The organism is Pseudomonas sp. BP11-1-1 (assembly GCF_052112105.1).
Taxonomy (GTDB): Bacteria; Pseudomonadota; Gammaproteobacteria; order Pseudomonadales; family Pseudomonadaceae; genus Aquipseudomonas; species Aquipseudomonas alvandae.
This window is the reverse complement of record NZ_JAUTYU010000021.1, coordinates 1-20,625: the sequence shown is the minus strand read 5'-3', so window position 1 is coordinate 20,625 and position 20,625 is coordinate 1. Positions and strand designations below refer to the sequence as shown.

At 61.1% G+C, this 20,625-nt stretch carries 16 protein-coding genes and 1 pseudogene; 8 read left to right on the top strand and 9 right to left on the bottom strand.

The genetic code is table 11. The annotated features are described in order from the left end of the window. Window positions 1-10 precede the first annotated feature (10 nt). From Q7C33_RS25340 to Q7C33_RS25325, 4 genes are all read right to left on the bottom strand, one after another. A complete protein-coding gene (locus Q7C33_RS25340) occupies window positions 11-1,666 on the bottom strand; it encodes a PqiB family protein (protein ID WP_030138500.1) in 1,656 nt (551 codons plus the stop codon). Then, a complete protein-coding gene (locus Q7C33_RS25335) occupies window positions 1,647-2,291 on the bottom strand; it encodes a paraquat-inducible protein A (protein ID WP_085987035.1) in 645 nt (214 codons plus the stop codon). Before Q7C33_RS25335 ends, Q7C33_RS25340 begins: the two co-directional genes overlap by 20 nt. An 11-nt stretch (window positions 2,292-2,302) precedes the next feature. Then, a complete protein-coding gene (locus tag Q7C33_RS25330; protein WP_030138502.1) occupies window positions 2,303-2,899 on the bottom strand; it encodes a paraquat-inducible protein A in 597 nt (198 codons plus the stop codon). 71 nt (window positions 2,900-2,970) lie between these two features. Beyond that, window positions 2,971-3,411 (bottom strand): CBS domain-containing protein, encoded by a 441-nt coding sequence (locus Q7C33_RS25325; protein ID WP_030138503.1) that lies wholly within the window; start codon window positions 3,409-3,411, stop codon window positions 2,971-2,973. A 302-nt stretch (window positions 3,412-3,713) separates the two neighbouring features. Between Q7C33_RS25325 and Q7C33_RS25320 the strand changes: the two genes are divergently transcribed. Then, window positions 3,714-6,077 (top strand): DNA polymerase II, encoded by a 2,364-nt coding sequence (locus Q7C33_RS25320; protein ID WP_198798057.1) that lies wholly within the window; start codon window positions 3,714-3,716, stop codon window positions 6,075-6,077. A 148-nt stretch (window positions 6,078-6,225) separates the two neighbouring features. On the opposite strand, the gene Q7C33_RS25315 is transcribed toward Q7C33_RS25320, so the two are convergent. Together Q7C33_RS25315 and Q7C33_RS25310 are read right to left on the bottom strand one after the other, a co-directional pair. Continuing rightward, window positions 6,226-7,047 carry an aldo/keto reductase gene (locus Q7C33_RS25315; protein ID WP_030138505.1) on the bottom strand — a complete coding sequence of 274 codons (822 nt, stop codon included), beginning with the start codon at window positions 7,045-7,047 and terminating at the stop codon, window positions 6,226-6,228. A 172-nt stretch (window positions 7,048-7,219) separates the two neighbouring features. Next, complete coding sequence (locus Q7C33_RS25310; RefSeq protein ID WP_030138506.1) at window positions 7,220-8,368, bottom strand: aldose epimerase family protein; 1,149 nt, start codon at window positions 8,366-8,368, stop codon at window positions 7,220-7,222. 299 nt (window positions 8,369-8,667) lie between these two features. On the opposite strand from Q7C33_RS25310, the gene Q7C33_RS25305 reads away from it, so the two are divergent. From Q7C33_RS25305 to Q7C33_RS25290, 4 genes and pseudogenes are all read left to right on the top strand, one after another. Further along, entirely contained in the window at window positions 8,668-9,417 is a 750-nt protein-coding gene (locus tag Q7C33_RS25305) for a hypothetical protein (protein ID WP_030138507.1), read from the top strand. A gap of 108 nt (window positions 9,418-9,525) precedes the next feature. Beyond that, a complete protein-coding gene (locus Q7C33_RS25300; RefSeq protein ID WP_198798058.1) occupies window positions 9,526-10,311 on the top strand; it encodes a sulfite exporter TauE/SafE family protein in 786 nt (261 codons plus the stop codon). A gap of 69 nt (window positions 10,312-10,380) precedes the next feature. Continuing rightward, window positions 10,381-11,739 (top strand): annotated as a pseudogene (locus Q7C33_RS25295) (erythromycin esterase family protein). Between the two features lie 136 nt (window positions 11,740-11,875). Next, window positions 11,876-12,424, top strand: a complete 549-nt coding sequence (locus Q7C33_RS25290) for a DUF4174 domain-containing protein (RefSeq protein ID WP_030138510.1) — start codon at window positions 11,876-11,878, stop codon at window positions 12,422-12,424. A gap of 63 nt (window positions 12,425-12,487) precedes the next feature. Here the strand turns inward: Q7C33_RS25290 and ampC are convergent, their stop codons facing one another. After that, window positions 12,488-13,636, bottom strand: coding sequence for a class C beta-lactamase (gene ampC / locus Q7C33_RS25285; RefSeq protein ID WP_407684327.1), 1,149 nt, complete (start codon window positions 13,634-13,636; stop codon window positions 12,488-12,490). Between the two features lie 226 nt (window positions 13,637-13,862). On the opposite strand from ampC, the gene Q7C33_RS25280 reads away from it, so the two are divergent. Both Q7C33_RS25280 and Q7C33_RS25275 read left to right on the top strand, forming a co-directional pair. After that, entirely contained in the window at window positions 13,863-14,741 is an 879-nt protein-coding gene (locus Q7C33_RS25280; RefSeq protein ID WP_407684326.1) for a Dyp-type peroxidase, read from the top strand. A 98-nt stretch (window positions 14,742-14,839) separates the two neighbouring features. Beyond that, a complete protein-coding gene (locus tag Q7C33_RS25275; protein WP_030138513.1) occupies window positions 14,840-15,586 on the top strand; it encodes an SDR family oxidoreductase in 747 nt (248 codons plus the stop codon). Window positions 15,587-15,701: 115 nt separating this feature from the next. Here the strand turns inward: Q7C33_RS25275 and mapR are convergent, their stop codons facing one another. Next, window positions 15,702-17,111 carry a GntR family transcriptional regulator MpaR gene (gene mapR / locus Q7C33_RS25270; protein WP_030138514.1) on the bottom strand — a complete coding sequence of 470 codons (1,410 nt, stop codon included), beginning with the start codon at window positions 17,109-17,111 and terminating at the stop codon, window positions 15,702-15,704. Window positions 17,112-17,177: 66 nt separating this feature from the next. Continuing rightward, entirely contained in the window at window positions 17,178-18,590 is a 1,413-nt protein-coding gene (gene ccoG / locus Q7C33_RS25265; protein WP_198798063.1) for a cytochrome c oxidase accessory protein CcoG, read from the bottom strand. A gap of 441 nt (window positions 18,591-19,031) precedes the next feature. Here ccoG and Q7C33_RS25260 point away from each other — a divergent pair, with 441 nt between their 5' ends. Then, a complete protein-coding gene (locus tag Q7C33_RS25260; protein ID WP_407684325.1) occupies window positions 19,032-20,462 on the top strand; it encodes an IS1182 family transposase in 1,431 nt (476 codons plus the stop codon). Window positions 20,463-20,625: the final 163 nt, after the last annotated feature.

Below are 20,625 nucleotides of genomic sequence, written 5' to 3'. Positions count from 1 at the left end.
GCTCCAGGGGTCATTCTTTCACCGGGAAGGAAAGGTTTTGCGCCGGGGCGTCTTTCGGACGGCCGCGAAGCAACGATTCGGGGTGGCGGCTCAGGTAGTCGGACAGTTCGCGCAACGACCGCGACATGCGGCCCAGGTCGTCCAGGGTCTGGGTCAGTTGTTCGCGCTGTGGGGAATCCTCCGCCAGGGTCGAATTGGCCGACTGCAAGGTCTTGCTCACGTCCTGCAAGGTACTTTGCACGCCCGGAAGGGTCTTGCTGTTGAATTGCGACAGGCCTTTGCGCAGTTCTACGAGATTGCCGTCCAGATTGCTGGCAATGCTTTCCAGCGGCAGCTTGTTGATACGCTCGATCACCGTCTGCAGTTGTTCCTGCAATTGTTGGAGGCTGCCCGGAATCGTGGGGATCCGCAGGGGGCGGGCGGACGTGTCGAAGGCGACTCTTTCGGCCTTGGGGTAGAAATCCAGCGAAATGTACAACTGCCCGGTCAGCAGGTTGCCGCTGCGGGCCTGGGCACGCAGGCCCCGCTCGACGAAACTGCCGACCAGCCGAGCCGCGGCGGCTTCGTCTTCCGGGTCGTAATCCAGGGATTTGAGCAACTTCTCATGCGCCTTGCCCAGCAATTGGGGGTAGATCACGATGCCGACATTCACGGGGAACGTGCGCTGTTTTTCGTCGAAATCCAGGTTCATGGCCACCACCCGGCCGATCTCGATCCCGAGGAATTCCACCGGGGCCCCGACGCGCAACCCCCGCAATGCCTGGTCGAAGCGCAGCGCCAGGTACTGGGCCTTGCCACTGGGCGGGGCGAGGGCGCTCTGCTGGTCGGCGAACAGCTCGAAATTCTTGTCTTCGGCGGCTGGCGTGTCGTTGGGGCTGTATTCCGGTGCCCTGAAGGCAATGCCACCCACCAGCAAGGCGGACAGGGATTCGGTCTTGACCGCGAAGCCGTTGGCTCCGACGTTCACATCAACCCCGCTGACGTTCCAGAAACGGGTGTTCTCGGTAACGTAGGCGTCGTTTGGCGCATTGATGAATACTTCGATGTTGACGCCCTTGCCGTCGGCATCCAGCGCGTAGGACACCACTTGGCCCACCGGGATCTTGCGCAGGTAGACCGGCGAGCCGATGTCCAGCGAACCAAGGTCCTGTGAGTGCAGGGTGAAGCGCTTGCCCGGTTCGCCGTAGGTGATGGGCGGTGGCGCCTCCAGGCCGGTGAAGGACTTGGCGCGGACTTTCGAATGGCCGGCGTCGGCGCCGATGAAATCCCCCGACAGCAAGGTATCTATCCCGGAAATCCCGCCCGCGCCAATGCGTGGCCTGACCACCCAGAACACCGAGTCTTCGTGGGTGAACGTATCGGCGGTCTTGGCGAGCTTGACCGTGGCGGTGACATTTTTCTGATCCTCGCTCAGTTGCACGTCCGTCACCTGGCCGATCACCACGTTGCGGTATTTGACCGGGGTCTTGTTGGCCGTCAGGCCTTCGCCTGTCTTGAAGGTAATGGTGATGGTCGGGCCTTCCTGCAGCCAGTTATGCACCACCAGGGACACGCCCACCAACACCGCGATGATCGGCACGATCCACACCAGCGAGACCGTCCAGCGACGGCTGGTGACATGCGCGCGGCCCGGTGCGGGTTGTCCGTCAGTGGCTTGCGACTTCATCCATGGTCTCCTCGGAGGGTTGGGTGTCCCAGATCAAGCGTGGGTCGAAACTCATGGCCGACAGCATGGTGAACAGCACCACGAGGCCAAAGAACAGGATCCCCGGTCGCGGTTCGATATCGCTCAACGCCTGGAATTTCACCAGGGCCGCCACCAACGCCACGACCAGCACATCGAGCATCGACCAATAGCCGATGACTTCGACCAGCCGGTACAGCTTCGCGCGCTGGACCTGGGCCCAGGTGCTGCGCCGTTGCACGGTCACCAGCAGCAGCGTCAGCACGACGAACTTGATGCCGGGCACCGCGATGCTGGCGATGAAGATGATCAGAGCGATGTCCCAGGCACCGCTGTGCCAGAACTCGAGGACGCCACTGATGATGGTGCTGTCCGCGCCTTCGCCGAGCATCTGGGTGTTCATGACCGGCAGCAGGTTGGCAGGAATATAAAACACCAGGGCTGCCAGCATATACGCCCAGGTGCGCGTCAGGGTATCGGGTTTGCGCCGGTGCAGGCGGGCATCGCAGCGCGGGCAGGTCTCGGGTTCGTCGGCCATGTCGCACGCCAGGCCGCAACTGTGGCACAGGCACAGGTTCAGATCATCGGCCCGGGGCGGGTTGCCCAGCGGTGCGCCGTTCACAGGCGGTCCCACAGGTCACGGACGTCGCGGCCGGCGATGCGGATCATCAGCAGGCTCAAGGCTCCCAGGGCGAACAGGCCGATGCCTGGCAGCACGTCGAGCAGCCCGGCAAGCTTGATGACCGCGACCAGCGCCCCCAGCAGGCACACTTCCAGCATGCTCCACGGGCGCAGTGTTTCCAGGCTGCGCATACACAGGTTGAACGCCGGAGCCCGGCGGTTTGAATAGGCGTAGCCCAGCACCCAGAGCAAGAGCGCTAATTGGAAGGCGGGGGCGATGATGATCGCGATTGCGGCGACCAGGGCAATGAACGTAATCGGTCCCTGGCTCAGCGCCACGACGGAATCCCACAGCGTTGCGCTGTTGCTCAAGCCCTGGAGCCGGATGCTCATCACCGGATAGACATTGGCAAAGACCCACAGCACCGCCGCGGTGATGGTCAGGGCCAGGCGCTGCTCGATGGTCAGGCCGTCGTACCGCTGGATCACCGCATGGCATTGCACGCACAAGGCTCGTTGATGCGGGCCGAGCTCAATCGGCTCGTACACCGCATCGCAATGTTCACAAATGATCAGTCGGTCGGTGACGGCCATCGGGATGCTCGGGCAGGGACAACTCCTTCAATATAGAAGTGAGTCGCAAATGAGCAACCCGTCCGAGTCGATCATTCGCCGCGAATGTATTGCTCCAGTTGTCTGATCAGGTCCGCCTGCTCGGCAATGGCTTCCTTGACCAGGTCGCCGATTGACAACAGGCCGACCAGCTTGCCGTCCTCCACGACGGGCAAATGTCGCAAATGTTTTTCGGTCATGATGCTCAGGCAGGTTTCGACGTTCTGATGAGGGTCGATGGTGATCACGGGCGAAACCATGATGTCGCTCACTTTCGTGCCCACCGAGGAGCGCCCGTGCAGGACCATTTTGCGCGCATAGTCGCGCTCACTGATGATGCCCAGCACTTCGTCGTTCTTCACCACCAGCAGGGCGCCGACGTTTTTCTCGGCCATGCGCATCAGGGCCTGCAAAACCATGTCGTCCGGTGAAATGGTGTGCACTTGCTGGTTCTTCTCGTCTTTTATCCGGAGCAACTGCGCGACGGTTTTCATGGTGAGGCCTCGGGTGTCGTTTTTTGCGGGTGATTAAAGAATCGTAGACCCAACGGCGCAGAGCAAGCGATAAAGCGGCAGTCAGTCGTCCAAAACCGTCATGGCGGGTGAATTCACTCCTATCTAAAGTCATCCGCCGTTGTGGCGAGGGGATTTATCCCCGCTGGGCTGCGCAGCAGTCCCAAAAATGTCGACACGACATTCATCTAATGCAAGTTGCTGGGGCTGCGGTGCAGCCCAGCGGGGATAAATCCCCTCTCCACGGGTAGAATGCGTGACATCCAAGTTTCGAGGTTTCAGCGGTGAATCTACAGCAGGGCTTCGTCCTGACCCGGCATTGGCGCGACACCCCGGCGGGCACCGAAGTCGAGTTCTGGCTGGCAACCGATGCCGGCCCCCGGCGCGTGCGCCTGCCGGTGCAGCCCTCGGTGGCGTTCGTGCCGCAGGTCCAGCGCGGCCAGGTCGAGGCGTTGTTGCAAGGGGAAAAGGACGTCGAACTGCGTCCCCTGGACCTGCTGGATTTCGAACACCGCCCGGTGCTGGGCCTGTATTGCCGGCAGCATGCGCAACTGATGCGCCTGGACACCACGCTGCGGCGCGCCGGCGTGGAAGTATTCGAAGCCGACATCCGCCCGCCGGAGCGCTACCTGATGGAGCGCTTCATCACCGCCCCGGTCTGGTTCGGCGGCACGCCCTCGGCCGATGGCCTGCTGCTCGATGCCCAGATGAAACCGGCGCCCGAATACCGTCCGCCGCTGCGGCTGGTGTCTCTGGACATCGAGACCACCGCTCAGGGTGAGTTGTATTCCATTGCCCTGGAAGGTTGTGGCGAACGCCAGGTGTACATGCTCGGACCGCCGAATGGCGATGATCGCGAGGTGGATTTCCAGCTGGAATACTGTGAGTCCCGCACGCTGCTGTTGAAGAAGCTCAACGAGTGGTTCGCCCGTTTCGACCCCGACGCAATCATCGGCTGGAACCTGGTGCAGTTCGATTTGCGCGTGCTGCACGAACATGCCCGCCGGCTGGCCGTGCCGCTGCGCCTGGGGCGTGGCGGGGAGGAAATGCAGTGGCGCGAGCACGGCGCGCGCAACAACCATTTTTTCGCTTCGGCGGCGGGGCGGTTGATCATCGACGGGATCGAATCCCTGCGCTCGGCGACCTGGAGTTTCCCGTCGTTCAGCCTGGAAAACGTCGCGCAAACCCTGTTGGGCGAAGGCAAGTCCATCGACAACCCGTACCAGCGCATGGACGAGATCAACCGCATGTTCGCCGAGGACAAGCCGGCCCTGGCCCGCTACAACCTCAAGGACTGCGAGCTGGTGACGCGGATCTTCGCCAAGACCGACCTGCTCGAGTTCCTGTTGGAGCGCGCCAGCGTCACCGGCCTGCCGGCGGATCGTAGCGGGGGCTCGGTGGCGGCGTTCACGCACCTGTACATGCCGCTTATGCATCGCCAGGGTTTTGTCGCGCCGAACCTCGGCCAGCGTCCGCCCGAGGCCAGCCCTGGCGGGTTCGTCATGGATTCCCAGCCGGGGCTCTACGAGTCGGTTCTTGTGCTCGATTACAAGAGCCTGTATCCGTCGATCATCCGCACCTTCCTCATCGACCCGGTGGGACTGATCGAAGGCCTGCGCCATCCGGATGATCACGCGTCGGTGCCAGGCTTTCGCGGGGCGCGGTTCTCCCGTACTCGACATTGCCTGCCGGCCATCGTCGCGCGGGTCGCCGAAGGCCGGGAGACCGCCAAGCGCGAACACAATGCGCCGCTGTCCCAGGCGCTGAAAATCATCATGAACGCGTTTTATGGCGTGCTTGGCTCGAGTGGCTGTCGCTTCTTCGACCCGCGCCTCGCGTCGTCCATCACCCTGCGCGGTCATCAGATCATGCAACGCACCCGGCAGTTGATCGAAGCCCGCGGGCATGTGGTGATCTATGGCGACACCGATTCGACGTTTGTCTGGTTGCGCCGGGCCCATGGCCAGGAGGAGGCGGCGGGCATCGGCCGGGAACTGGTGGCGTACGTCAACCAGTGGTGGCGCGAGCAGGTGCGTGATGAGTTCGGGCTGGAAAGCGCGCTGGAGCTGCAATTCGAAACCCACTTCAAGCGCTTCCTGATGCCAACCATCCGCGGCGCGGAGGAGGGCAGCAAGAAGCGCTACGCCGGCCTGGTGACCCGTGCCGACGGCAGCGACGAGATCATCTACAAGGGCCTGGAAACCGTGCGCACCGACTGGTCGCCGCTGGCCCGGCAGTTCCAGCAGGAGCTGTACGGACGGATCTTTCATCGCCAGCCCTATCAGGACTACGTGCGCGATTATGTGCGCCAGACGCTGGCCGGCACGTTCGATGAACGCCTGGTCTACCGCAAGCGCCTGCGCCGCCCCCTTGACGATTACGAACGCAACGTGCCGCCCCACGTACGGGCCGCGCGGCTCGCCGACGAGTTCAACGAACGCCAGGGCCGTCCACGGCAGTATCAGAACGGCGGCTGGATCAGCTACGTGATCACCGTCGCCGGCCCCGAGCCGCTGGAAACCCGCAGCGCGCCCATCGATTACGACCATTACGTGACCAAGCAGCTACAGCCGGTGGCGGACGCGATCCTGCCGTTTGTGGGGGATGATTTTTCGACGCTGGTTGGGGGGCAGATGGGGTTGTTCTGACGCCGCTGAGTGATGGGCTGGAGGGGGAGGCTCTTGTGGCGAGATAGCTTGCTCTCGCTCGGTTGCGCAGCAGCCGCCTGAAAGCGAGGGCCGCTTCGCACCCCAGCGGGAGCAAGCTCCCTCGCCACGGAGCCTTCGATTCTCCAGGCTAAACCATCGCCAACCGCTGCTTCCCCTGAGGTTGCGGAAACACCAAGTCCAGCGCCGCCAGATCCTGGGGCTCTAGCCGCAGCTCCGCTGCTTCGGCATTCTGGCGCACGTGTTCGGGCTGCACGGCCTTTGGAATGGCGATGACGTTGTCCTGGCGCAACAGCCAGGCCAGGGCAATCTGGGCCGGCGTTGCGTGGTGGCGCTCGGCGATCTGCTGCACGGTGTGATCCTTGAGCAGATGCCCACCCTGGCCGACCGGGCAATAGGCCATGATAGGCATGCGCTGCTGCTGGCTCCAGGGCAGCAGGTCGAATTCGATGCCGCGTTCTTGCAGGTTGTACAGCACCTGGTTGGTGGCGCAGGCCGGCGCGGCCAGTTCCTCCATATCGTCGACGTCAAAGTTCGAGACGCCCCAGGACCCGATCTTGCCTTCTTCGCGCAGTCGCTCGAATGCTTCGACGGTTTCTTCCAAGGGGTATTGGCCGCGCCAGTGCAGCAAGTAGAGGTCGATGTAGTCGGTGTCGAGCCGCCGCAGGCTGCGTTCGCAGGCGAGCGGAATACCTTTTCGGCTGGCGTTGTGGGGGTAGACCTTGCTCACCAGGAACACTTGGTCGCGCAGCCCGGTTATCGCTTCGCCAACGACTTTTTCGGCGCCGCCCTCGGCGTACATTTCGGCCGTATCGATCAGGGTCATACCCAGTTCGATGCCCAGGCGCAGGGCCGCGACTTCCTTCTTGTGATGGGACGGTTCTTCACCCAGGCGCCAAGTGCCCTGGCCGATCACCGGAACGGATACGCCGGCCAATTCCAGAGTTTTCATTCACGTCTCCTGTCGTGCTGGTTGATTAAACCTGTGGCAGCAGGATAGACCAGGTGTTCAGGTTTGATTCGCGCGGGAAAGCAGCCAAGGATGCGCTGCGTCCCGAAAGCGTAACGCAGAGCGTCACAGGAGGCGTTCCCACGCAGAGCGCGGGAACGATCGGTCGATGGGATTATTCCGCCGAGAATTTCAGCACCATGGCCTGGGTGTAGGTCTGGCCCGGATTCAGTCGCGTGGTCGGGAAGTCCGGCTGGTTGGGCGAGTCGGGGAAGTGCTGGGTCTCCAGGGTGAACGCGCCCCAGTGCGGATAGACCTTGCCTTGCTTGCCCTTGACCGTGCCGTCGAGGAAGTTGCTGGTGTAGAACTGCACGCCGGGTTCAGTGGTAAAGAGCTGCAGGCGCCGCCCGGACTTCGGATCCTGGACATCGGCGGCGAGCTTGCCCACGTCACCCTTGGCGTCGAGCACCCAGTTGAAATCGAAGCCGCCCTGTTTAGGTTCGGCGAACTTCAACTGCGGATGGTCGGCCTTGATATGGGTGCCGATCGGGGTGGGCTTGGTGAAATCCATCGGCGTACCGGCCACGGGCGCGAGTTCGCCGGTGGGAATGAGCTTGGCGGTCACCGGCGTGTAGCGGGACGCATGCAGGGTGGCGACTTGCTTGAGAATGTCGCCATTGCCCGCACCTGCCAAGTTGAAATAGCTGTGGTTGGTCAGGTTCAGCACGGTCGGTTTGTCGGTGGTGGCCTTGTAATCGATGCGCAGCTCGTTTTGATCGTTGAGGCTGTAGGTGACGTCGGTCTTCAGGTTCCCTGGAAAGCCCATCTCACCGTCCGCCGACACATACGTCAGGGTCACGCCGACCGAATCCTTGCCATTGTGGGGTTCGGCTTTCCATACCCGCTTGTCGAAGCCTTGCGGTCCGCCGTGCAAGGCATTGTCCTTGTCATTCTGCGGCACTTGGTAGCGCTTGCCGTCCAGCTCGAAGGCGCCGCCCGCCAGGCGGTTGCCGAAGCGGCCGATGGTTGCGCCGAAGTAAACGGTGCCGTTCTTCTGGTAGCCCTGCACGTCGTCGAAGCCGAGCACGATGTCGTCGGTCATGCCGTTTTTGTCCGGCACGATCAGCGACTGGAGAATCCCGCCATAGGTGATGACGGTAGCTTCCATGCCGTTGCTGTTGCGCAGCACGTATTTTTCAACGGGCGTGCCGTCATTGGTCTTGCCGAAGGCAGCGCGTTCATTGGTCAGGCCGGCGGCCTGGGAAGACGTGGCAATCATCAGAGAAACTCCGAGGGCCGTGAGCAGATGTCTGGATTCCAGCATGGTGTGACCTTCCTTTCCTGTTGTTTTGTTGTTGTTTTTAACGTGGTCGAGTCCGTTACTTGGTCGGACAGCGATGAAGGTTTTTCTGTTCAGTAGTCTTTCTATTTGAGGGTGGAGAAGGGATTTATAGCTATAAATCGGGAATTATCAATTAAAAAGTAAGACTAATTGATCGATACGAAGCTCGCCCAAGCGTGAGCTTTTGCGTGGGGCGCCGCACTTTTACGGTTTTTGCCGCTCTATCCATGGCCAGAAAGCGGCAACCCCGACCGTTTTCCCCATGTCCAGACCGAGATTCGATGGCCGGTGTTTTAAATTCCGTGATGAGGTCGCCACGTCGCTGCGGCTTGCTGTTAGCAGGGCTGATACTGCTGCTTTGCGGCGGGTGCAGCCATCAGCAAGGCCAGGACATGGTCACGCAATTCAGCAACGCCAGGCCCCAGGAGTTCTTGCAGACCAGCGTCGACCGCATGGCCACCCTCTCGATGCATGACAACCTGCAGAGTCTGTACCTGTTGATGCATAAGCTTTACCTGCGTAACCCCGAAGAGTTGCGCAAGTCAGGCTTTCTCGACGCTCGCACGGCCGTGAAGCAGGTTCGCCAAGCCATCGAACAGCAGCAGCCCTTGCCGGCCCTGGGCAACAAAAAAGACCTGGCCGCCCTGAGCTATGCGATGAGCCCGGAGTTCCTCGGCGATCGCGTCGGCGCATTCATCTATGCCATTGGCAGCATGCTGGTGACGGCCCATGGCAACCGCCTCGAGTTCTACATGACCGACACCATCGATCCGCGCTTCGTCAGCAATGCCGCGCGCAATATCGAAAAAGCCACTTGGCTGCTCGGACAGCGCCAAAACAAGGACGGCACGCCGATGCTGTTTTCCAATGAAATTTCGGAGGAGGGCAGCAACCTGAGTTTCGCCGTTGAGTTCGGGAAAATCGTCGCCCGCCTGGACCTGTTGACACAGATGCTCGATGAGCGCTACCGGCGCATCGGCCTGAACTACGCCCAGAGCCTGTTGTTCCTCAATTTCCTGCCTGTCCAGTAACGGCGCAAGAAATGGAATAAAGATAGATCACATCGATATAGGGGGTTATAAGAAAAATCGCTATGCTCGCGGCCAGATTTTTCATGCGGTTGCGCTGAGACGGGTTTGATGGATTTCGGTAATGTCGGTTTAGTCGTAGCGGGCCTGGTGGTCGGTTTCATCGTTGGGATGACCGGTGTCGGTGGCGGATCGCTGATGACCCCCATTCTGTTGTGGTTTGGTATCAACCCCGCGACGGCGGTGGGCACGGATCTGCTGTACGCGGCCATTACCAAGTCTGGCGGCGTGCTGGTTCATGCCAAGAACCGCAATATCGACTGGGCCATCACCGGTTGGCTGACCTTGGGCAGCGTGCCGGCGGTGGGGCTGACGCTGTGGTTTCTCAACAGCCTGCACAGCTCGCCCGACGCCATGAACGCGGTGATCAAGCAAGCCCTGGGTTTCGTGCTGTTTGCCACTGCCCTTGCGATTCTGTTCAAGAAACGCCTCCTGCAATTCGCCCACGATCGCGCCGGCGGCCACTACAACCCCAGCGGCTCGCGGCTCAACGTATTGACCGTCATCACTGGCCTGGTGCTGGGCACGATGGTCGCATTGACCTCCATTGGTGCTGGTGCCCTGGGCACTGTCGCGTTGTTCATCCTCTATCCATTCCTGGTCACCAAGCGCCTGGTGGGCACTGAAATCGCCCATGCCGTGCCGCTGACCCTGGTGGCGGGCCTGGGCCATGCGAGCATGGGCAACATGGACTGGCACATCCTGGGCTTCCTGCTGATCGGTTCGTTGCCGGGCATCTACCTGGGGAGCCATTTGTCGGGACGCATTTCCGATGAACTCCTGCGCCCTTGCCTGGCGGTGATGCTGGCGATGATCGGCTTCAAGCTCGCGTTCTGATTTGATCGGAGTCATGCGTCCATAGCCACAGTCATACCTGTAAACCAGGTACTGATGAGGCCACGATCCATGAACAGCCCAGCCAGAGATCTGCTGCAACGCCTGCGCCGTCGTCGCGCCGAACCGCGCACCGACATCGCCGATATCCTGCGTCATCACGCCGAACCGCTGCCCGCCGAGGATAGTCCGGCCTTTTCCGAGATGTTCGATCGTTTCGCCGATGCCAAGGTCCTGTTGATCGGTGAAGCGAGTCACGGAACCCACGACTTCTACCGCACCCGCGCCGCCATCACCCGGCACCTGATCCAGCACCACGGCTTCGGCATTGTCGCCGTCGAAGCCGACTGGCCCGACGCGGGGCAAATCGACCGCTGTGTTCGCCACCTCGGCCCCTCGGCCTGGAAACAACAGGCCTTCGCGCGGTTTCCAAGCTGGATGTGGCGCAACACGGATGTCCAGTCCTTCGTCCGCTGGCTGCACGATTACAACCTTGGCCAGCCTGATGCCCGGCGCGTGGAGTTTCGCGGCCTGGATGTCTACAGCCTGCGGCACTCCATCGACGAGGTGCTCGGTTACCTCGACCAGGCACATCCTCACTTGGCCCGTGATGCCCGGCACCGTTATGGCTGCCTGACGCCCTGGCATGACGACCCGGCGCTGTATGGTCACTTCACCGAACGCGGCAACCTCGCGACCTGCGAGGATGCGGTGGTCGAGCAGCTCAACACGATGCTCGCCGAGCGCCTCGACCCGTTGATCAAGGATGATGAAGGCTTTTTCAGCGCCATCCAGAACGCCCGGGTGGTGCGTGCCGCCGAGCAGTACTATCGCGCCATGTATCGTGGCGGCAAGTCCTCCTGGAACCTGCGGGACCGGCATATGTTCGACACCTTGCAAAGCCTGCTGGAACATCGTGGGCCAGAGGCGAAAGCGGTGGTCTGGGCCCATAACTCCCACATCGGCAATGCCGCCGCGACACGCATGGGCTGGGAAGGCGAGTTCAACATTGGGCAACTTTGTCGCATGGCGTATGGCCGCGACGCGGTGCTTCTGGGCATGGGCACTGACCGTGGCAGCGTGGCGGCCGCCGATGACTAGGACGCGCCGATGAAAATCAAGCCAGTGGTTCCGGCGTTGGCCGGCAGTTGGGAGCGGGCATTTTTGCAAGCAGGCGTGCGCGCGTCGCTGACCGACTGGCGGACGGCGCCTGACGAAGCGCTGCTGGACGCGTTGTCCGAGCCGTTGCTCGAACGCGCCATCGGTGTGATCTACCGTCCTGAAACCGAACGCCAGAGCCATTATTTCGAAGCGGTGCTGGCCGAGCAGTTCGACGCCTGGCTCTGGTTCGAACAGACTGAAGCGGTTACACCGTTGCCGACGCCGCACACACAGGAGCATGAAGAGGACACGTTCCCGTTCGGCCTCTGATCGCGCTGTGTCGCGGTTGCGCTATGGGGCTGCTGGCCTAAGCTTCAAGACAGGCCTGCGCGGTAAAGGGCGACTCTCGCGGAACAATCGCCGCCATGTGCAATCAGTACAGCGTAAATATCAAAAGGAGAGGCGCATGCTCATTCGGTCGTTGACCTTCGCTACCTTGCTGGCCTTCGTTGGGCCCCTGTTCGCCGCCGATGGCGACTCACCCCTGGTGGCGGAGGTGGGCAAGGCCCGCCCCTTGATCGTCATCGCGCCCAGCACCGTCGACCCCGCCTGGGTCAGCCTGAAAAAATCCCTGGATGAACCGGCGGGCAAGCAGGGCTTCTCCGAACGCAACATGGTGCTTTACACCGTACTCAACACCATCGGCCAACGGGATGGCAAAGACCTCGACCCGCAAAGCACCATGGCGCTGATCCGCTCCCTCAAGCTGGGGGCCGGTGCGCAGACCAAGATCATCCTGGTGGGCAAGGACGGGGAGAAGAAGCTGGAGCATTCAGGCGCGATCGAGCTGAAGGAGCTGTTCGACACGGTCGACAAACTGCCCGCGGCTGAAAAAGAAGCGGCAGCGCCAACTCCGCCACCCGCGCCAGAACCGGCACCGGCCAAGGACACGAAAGGTGCCAAGTCGGGCAAGACGGCCAAGCCGGCGGCTGCGCCGCAGCCATTGGATGATTGAATTCCAACAGCAGCGATGTTCCTGTGGCGAGGGAGCAAGCTCCCTAGCCCCAAAAAGCGGACCTCATGGCTGTTCCAATACCATCAGGATTTTGTGCGCGGCCTTCACCCGCTCTTCATTCGGATAGTTTTTGTTCGCCAACATCACGATCCCCAAATCCTTTCCCGAGACGAACACCGCATACGCGCCGAAGCCGTTGGTAGACCCAGTCTTGTTGACCCAGGCGCCGTCCGGGGCTGGCCGCGGTGGGTCGAGTGGTTCGGCCTTTTGTGGGGTCAGGGCCATATGCGGCGTGTTACCGGCGAGCAGGCCATCCAGGCTGAACGGAGCGGGGTAATACTCCCAGCCCAACCCCTGGTGCATCCCGCCAACCCGGTAGAAACCGGTGTGTGTGGTGGCAATGGCCTGTTTCAGGTCAGCGTCCAGTTGCTCAGGCCGCAGGTTGGCCTCGACGAAACGAATCAGGTCCGCTGAACTGGTCTTTACCCCATATGCCTCGGAATCCAAGGCGCCAGGTCCGACTCGCACGGGCTTGCCATCCTTCGCATACCCCTGGGCGTATCGGCCCAATTGGTCTTGCGGTACCCGTACGTAACTGTGCTTGAGGCCCAGCCCCGGCATCAGCGTCTGTTCCATCACGTCATCAAACGGTTGGCCCAGGGCGCGCGCCGCCAGATGGCCAAACAGGCCGATGCTGGGGTTGGAATAGAGCCGTTGGGTGCCGGCCGGGTAGAGCGGCTTCCAAGACCTGTAATAGCTGAACATCCGGTCGGCCTGGTCTGCATCGTCGGGAAACTGCAAAGGCAACCCGCCTGCCGTGTAGGTCGCGAGATCCAGCAGGCGGGTGTTTGCGAGCGCTGCCCCGTTCAGCTCGGGGGCGTAGCGGCCGGCGGGGTCTGACAATTGCAGTTTGCCTCGGGCCTGGGCGTAGGCGCCGAGCGTGGCGGTGAAGGTCTTGCTGATCGAGCCGACTTCGAACAGGGTCTGGTCGGTGACAGGCTTTTTCGTGTCCTTCGCGGCGACGCCATAATTGAAAAAATGACGTTGACCGTTGTGGGTAATGGCCACCGCCATGCCCGCGATGTCCTGTTGCTGCATCAAGGGCTGAATGACGGCGTTGACCGTCTCTTCAATGCGCTCCTGGGCAAAGACCGCTGGCATCGCGCCAACCAGTAAAAATGTCCCGGCGAGTATCGATTTGACAATTTGCATGGTGGACCGCTCTCGTTGGCCTACTTGAGGGACGCCAATCTAGGGTGTTTGTGGCTGCGCGACAATCCGACGCCATAGGGCCAAGAGTCGTTTCCGAGCGGTCCGACAAGATCAACGGAAGGTTCCCACAAAATCGCCCGGTAGCCGGAAGCGATCGGACCTCAAGCCAAACCACACAAAGCGGCAGTCGCCGGGTAAACTCGCGGCTCTTTCTGAAGGAGTTCACATGAGTTACTACCAGCCCGGCATTCTCGCCACCCCTGTTCCGCCTCAGGCTCGTCATCTGTTTTTTGCCCTGGAATCGGTCGAGGCGCTGCCGGCTGCGATCGATAAATTGTTGCTGCAGTTGGATGGCCGTGCGGTCGTCGGCTTCGGTGAGTCGCTGGTGCAGGCCTTGGGGGCCCAGGTCGAGGGCCTACGCGCGTTTCCTGCGTTGGCCGGGGTCGGCGTGGATAACCCGTCGACCCAGCATGCGCTCTGGTGCTGGTTGCATGGTGAGGACCGGGGCGAGTTGATGCACCGCAGTCGCGCCCTCGAAGCGGCGCTGGCACCGGCCCTGCGCCTGGTGCAGATGAGCGAAACCTTCCGTCACATGACCGGCCACGACCTGACCGGCTACGAAGATGGCACTGAGAACCCCCACGATGAAGCGGCCGTCGCCGCCGCCCTGGCCCAGGGCGTGGATGGATTGCGCGGTGGTAGCTTCGCCGCGATCCAGCAATGGCAACACGATCTGGACGGATTTGCCGCGATGCAGCCCCACGAGCGCGACAACATCATGGGCCGGCGCCTGAGCGACAACGAAGAAATCGAAGAGGCGCCGGAGTCGGCCCACGTCAAGCGCACCGCCCAGGAGAGCTTCGCCCCGGAAGCCTTCGTCGTGCGGCGTTCGATGCCGTGGATCGAAGGTGATCGCGCTGGCCTGATGTTCCTGGCGTTCGGCTTCTCCCTGGATGCGTTCGAGGTGCAACTGCGCCGCATGAGTGGCCTCGAAGACGGCATTACCGACGGCTTGTACCGCATGAGCCGACCGATCACCGGTGGTTATTACTGGTGCCCACCGCTGCTGGACGGGCGCTTGGACCTGCGCGCACTGGCCCGCTAGGGAGTGCCGCCGCCCCGGTAAGCGGGGCGCGTTGTGCAAATCGTCGGGTCAACGCTATTCTTGGGCCCGACGTGTTTGCGTGGAACGGGAGAGCAAGCGTGGATAAAGTCATCGTCATCACCGGTGGCGGGCGCGGGATCGGGGCAGCCACGGCGCTGTTGGCGGCCGACCTGGGCTATCGAATCTGCATCAATTACCAATCCGATGAAAACGCTGCCCAGGACGTTCTCGAACAGGTCCGGGCCAAGGGCGCGCAAGCCATTGCGGTGCGGGCCGATGTGAGCATCGAGGATGAGGTGGTCGGCCTGTTCAATCGCGTTGACGTCGAATTGGGGCGTGTCACCGCCCTGGTGAACAACGCCGGTACGGTCGCCCACAAGTCCCGCCTCGATGAAATGTCTGAATTCCGCATCCTCAAGATCCTGAAAACCAACGTATTGGGCCCGATCCTGTGTTCCAAGCATGCGGTGCTGCGTATGTCGCCCCGGCATGGCGGGCAGGGTGGCAGCATCGTCAACGTCTCGTCGGTGGCTGCCCGCCTGGGCGCGCCGGCGGAATACGTCGACTATGCGGCCTCGAAGGGCGCGCTGGATACGTTCACCGTGGGTCTGTCCAAGGAAGTGGCCGGCGAAGGCATTCGCGTCAACGCGGTGCGTCCGGGCTACATCTACACCGATTTCCACGCCCTGAGCGGCGATCCGGACCGGGTCAGCAAGCTGGAGTCGGCGATTCCCATGGCGCGCGGCGGACGCCCGGATGAAGTGGCCGAAGCGATTATCTGGTTGTTGTCGGACAAGGCTTCGTATGCGACGGGGACGTTTGTGGACCTTGGGGGCGGGCGCTGAGAACTGGGCGGTCTGCCCTGGCCTCATCGCGAGCAAGCTCGCTCCCACAGGGGATTGCGTTCCAAATGTGGGAGCGAGCTTGCTCGCGATGACGGTAGTGCTGGCAAACCAAATATTAGAACGACCGAATAATCCGCCCCAACGTCTCCATGGCCTTTTCCGACACCTCGGTCCAAGGCCCGCCATAGTTCAGTCGGATGCAATTCCTGAAGCGCCGGGTCGGTGAAAAGATCGGCCCGGGGGCGATGCTGATGCCTTGGGCCAACGCCATCTGGAACAGCTTCAGCGAGTCAATCTGTTCCGGCAGTTCCAACCAGAGAAAGTAACCCCCGGCCGGCTGGCTGACGCGGGTCTGGGCTGGGAAATACCGGCCGATGGCGGCAAGCATCGCGCTTTGCTGTTCTTCCAGGGCATAGCGCAACTTGCGCAGGTGCCGGTCGTAGCCGCCGTGTTGCAGGTAGTCGGCGATCGCGGCCTGGGCCGGCATCGAGGCGCACAGGGACGTCATGAGCTTGAGCCGTTCGATCTTCTGCGCGTAGCGTCCGGCGGCGACCCAGCCGATGCGATAGCCCGGGGCCAGGCTCTTGGCGAACGAACCGCAATGCATCACCAGTCCTTCGGTATCGAACGCCTTGGCCGGCTTGGGTGCCTGTTGGCCGTAATAGAGTTCGGCGTAGACGTCATCCTCGATCAGCGGCACCTGGTGTCGGCGCAACAACTCGACCAATGCCTGTTTACGGGCTTCGGGCATGGTCGCGCCCATGGGGTTCTGGAAGCTGGTCATGCACCAGCACGCCTTGATCGGATGGCGCGCCAGCGTCTGCTCCAGCACGTCGAGGTCGATACCGTCACGTGGATGCACGGGAATTTCCACGGCCTTGAGTTTCAGTCGCTCCAGTACTTGCAGGCTGGCATAGAACGCGGGTGCTTCGATCGCCACCAAATCGCCCGGCTCGGTCACGGCTTGCAGGCACAGGTTCAAGGCTTCCAGGGCGCCGTTGGTGACCAGCAGTTCCTCCATGGGCAGCATCAGCCCGCCAACCATGTAGCGCAAGGCTATCTGGCGGCGCAGTTGGGGATTGCCCGGCGACATGTCCGTGACCACCATGCGCGGATCCATTTCACGCGTGGCGCTGGCCAGCGAACGGGACAGTCGTTGCAACGGAAACAGTGTCGGGCTGGGAAAGGCCGAACCGAATGGCACGGTGGCCGGGTCCTTGATCGAGTCGAGCACCGAAAACACCAGTTCGCTGACGTCGACTTCGGTGGACTCATGCACCTGGGTGCTGATGACCGGCTCGCAGAACGGGCTTGGTGCATGATTGTTGACGAAGTAACCGGAACGCGGCCGCGCCCGGATCATGCCGCGTCGCTCGAGCAGGTAATAGGCCTGGAAGACGGTGGATGGGCTGACGCCGTAAGTCTGGCTGGCGAAGCGCACCGACGGCACGCGCTGGCCGGGCCCGAGCATGCCGGAGCGGATCAGTTCAGCGATGTCATCGGCGAATTTTTCGTAGCGTTTCATGGCTGGCCCGGTATTGGATAACGCGTGGTTTGCGCTTTTGACTGTGGAGCGAGGCATCTTAAGGCTTCATCGATTCATCGGTGCTACAAAACGGCTTTTTGCTTCGCTGTAGATATCAGGTTCGTCACTGTCCGCAACCTTGAAGGTCATCTCTTGGGAACCGCTCCGCGGCCGTTCGCTGAGCATCGCCACCGATACCGGTACGTCAATGATTTCTCCTGGCGCCAGGCTCAGTTGCGTCTTGCCCTGCAGGACGAAGCCGTCACCGTCCACCAGGGACAATTGATAGGCTTGGCGTTGCTGGGTCTTGTTGATGATTTTCAGGCTGTAGATGTTCTCGATCTGGCCTTGGCTGTTTTCACGGAACAGGCCACGGTCCTTGCTCACGTCCAGCGACACCATGGGCCGCTGCACCAGCGCCACGGCCAGCGCACCGATCATCACCAGCAGCACGGCGGTATAGCCAATCAGCCGTGGCCGCAAAAGGCGAGTCTTCCCGCCTTGCAGCTGGCGTTCAGAGGTGTATTTGATCAAGCCGCGGGCGTAACCCATCTTGTCCATGATCGAGTCGCAGGCGTCGATGCATGCCGCGCAACCGATGCACTCCATTTGCAAGCCATCGCGGATATCGATGCCGGTGGGGCAGACCTGCACACACATCTGGCAATCGATGCAGTCGCCCAGGCCAATATCGACAGGATTCACCTCGCGTTTGCGCGGCCCGCGAATTTCACCACGGGCTACGTCGTAGGAGATGGTCAAGGTGTCCTTGTCGAACATCACGCTCTGGAATCGCGCATAAGGGCACATGTGCATGCATACCGCTTCACGCAACCAGCCGGCGTTGAGGTAGGTGGCCCCGGTGAAGAAAAGCACCCAGAACAGGCTGACGCCGCCGATTTGCAAGGTGAGCAGTTCCTCGGCCAGCGGACGGATCGGCGTGAAATAGCCCACGAATGTCAGGCCGGTGAGCAGGCTGATGGCGAGCCACAACGTGTGCTTGGCCGAGCGCCGCACTAACTTGTTCAAGCTCCACGGCGCGGCCTGCAGCTTGATCCGCTGGTTGCGTTCACCTTCGGTGATTTTTTCGACCCACATGAAGATCCAGGTCCACGAGCTCTGCGGGCAGGTGTAGCCGCACCACACGCGCCCGGCGAACACGGTGATCGCAAACAGGCCGAAGGCGGCGATGATCAGCAGCGCCGACAGCAGGATGAAGTCCTGGGGCCAGAAGGTCGCGCCAAAAATGTGGAATTTGCTTTCGGAGAGGTCCCAGAGCACCGCCTGGCGATCGCCCCAGTTCAGCCATACCGTGCCGAAGAACAGCAGGAACAGGACGCCGGCGCCGCTGATGCGCAGGGTGCGGAACAGGCCGGTGAAGCTGCGGGTATGGATCAGGTGGTCGGTGGTCCTGGATTTTATCTTCGTCGGTGTGGGATCGAAGGTCTGTATCAACTGGACGGGGATTCTTTCGCTCATGGTCGGTCGCTCATCAGCCGCTATCTGGCCGGGGCACTATGACCATTGAACTGATTGCATAACAGACTCAGGTGGCTTGATAAAAACCGGATCAGATGGTTTGGAGGCCTTGTTCTGCGACAGTTTGAAGCACCTTTGGATAGGCGAACAACCTTGAGGCTTCCGTTCGTAGGCTTGGTCCAGGATCGAGTGAATATCCTTTTTTTTGTAACGGCGGCTGGCGGTTCCGCTCTTACAGCGGGTCACTTTTTTCAGACGCCAAAAAAGTAACCAAAAAGGCTTTGCCCCACCACTCGGCACCTCGCCTAGGCTCGGTGTGCCCTCACTCCGGCCTTGCTCCGTGGGCCCGCCGCGATGGGCCATCCATGGCCCAGAGTGTGTAAAAACTCCGAAGCCAACCCTTGCTATGATTTCCCCAGGATTTCATTGCAAGGGCTGCCCATGAAACGCTTCATCCAAGGTGAGCACCGAGATCAAACTACCTTGCTCCCCGAGAGCTTGGACGAGTACGTCAGCGATACCAATCCGGTGCGCGTTGTCGATGTCTTCGTGGATGAGCTCGACCTGATCAGCTTGGGTTTTGAAAGCGCTGTCCCCGCTAAAACAGGCCGACCGGCTTACCATCCTGCAGTCATGCTGAAGATCTATATCTATGGCTATCTCAACCGTATCCAGTCAAGCCGGCGCCTTGAGCGCGAGGCGCAGCGCAACGTCGAGCTGATGTGGCTGACCGGTCGCCTGATGCCGGATTTCAAGACCATCGCCAACTTCCGCAAAGACAATGGGAAGGCCATTCGAGGAGTCTGTCGGCAGTTCGTCGTGTTGTGTCAACAACTGGGGCTCTTCTCGGAACACTTCGTTGCCATCGATGGCAGTAAATTCAAGGCGGTGAACAACCGCGACCGCAATTTTACCAGCGCCAAGCTGAAGCGTCGGATGGAAGACATCGAGTCAAGCATCGCCCGTTATCTGAAGGCCCTGGATGAGGCTGATCGGGAAGAGCCCAAGTCTTCAGGGCCCAAAGGCGGCCTGGAAGAGAAGATCGCCAAATTGAAGGAGCAGATGAAGGCGCTCCAGGCGTTTGAAATACAGCTTGAAGCATCGCCGGACAAACAGATCTCGCTGACCGACCCGGACGCGCGCTCGATGATGATGACGAGCGGTCATGGCATCGTGGGCTACAACGTGCAGACAGCAGTCGATACCAAACACCATTTGATCGTCGCGCACGAGGTGACCAATGTCGGTCACGACCGTGATCAGCTTAGCTCGATGGCCCAGCAAGCCAGTAAGGCGATGCAAATCGAATCGTTGTCGGTGGTGGCGGACCGAGGGTATTACAAAAGCGGAGAAATCCTGGCCTGTCACGAGGCAGGAATCACAGCTTATGTGCCAAAAACGCTGAGCTCGCGGGCCAAATTTGATGGCCGCTTCGGCAATGACGAGTTTGTTTACGACGCGGAAAAAAATGTGTACGTCTGCCCCGCCAAGCAAGTGCTGATCTGGCGCAACTTTTACGTCGACAAGGGCAAGAAGCTGGACGTTTACTGGCACTCCAACTGCAGAGCCTGCCCAATAAAGGCGCAATGCACACCGGCCAGAGAGAGAAAGATCCGGCGCTGGGAACACGAGGCGGTACTGGAGGAAATGCAGGCCCGCCTGAACAATGAGCCGCAGATGATGATCATCCGCAAGAGAACGGTCGAGCACCCCTTCGGGACGCTGAAGCAATGGATGGGGGCGACTCATTTTCTGACGCGACGGCTGGCTGGGGTGAGCACCGAAATGAGCTTGAATGTGCTCGCTTACAATTGGAAAAGAGTGATGAAAATCCTAGGTGCGCAAGGTCTGATGAAGGCGCTGACGGCCTGAAAGCCTGCCGTTTTGCCCCGTTAATCAAGCTTACTGAGCCTTGCTAGCGCTTGTAGGGGCCGTTTGGAGGTACAGGAGCGCTTTAGGTTTTTATCAGTTGGCCAACACCTGTCGGCACTACGTGCCGACGATGTTTATATCGGTTTTTACACACTCTGGGCCC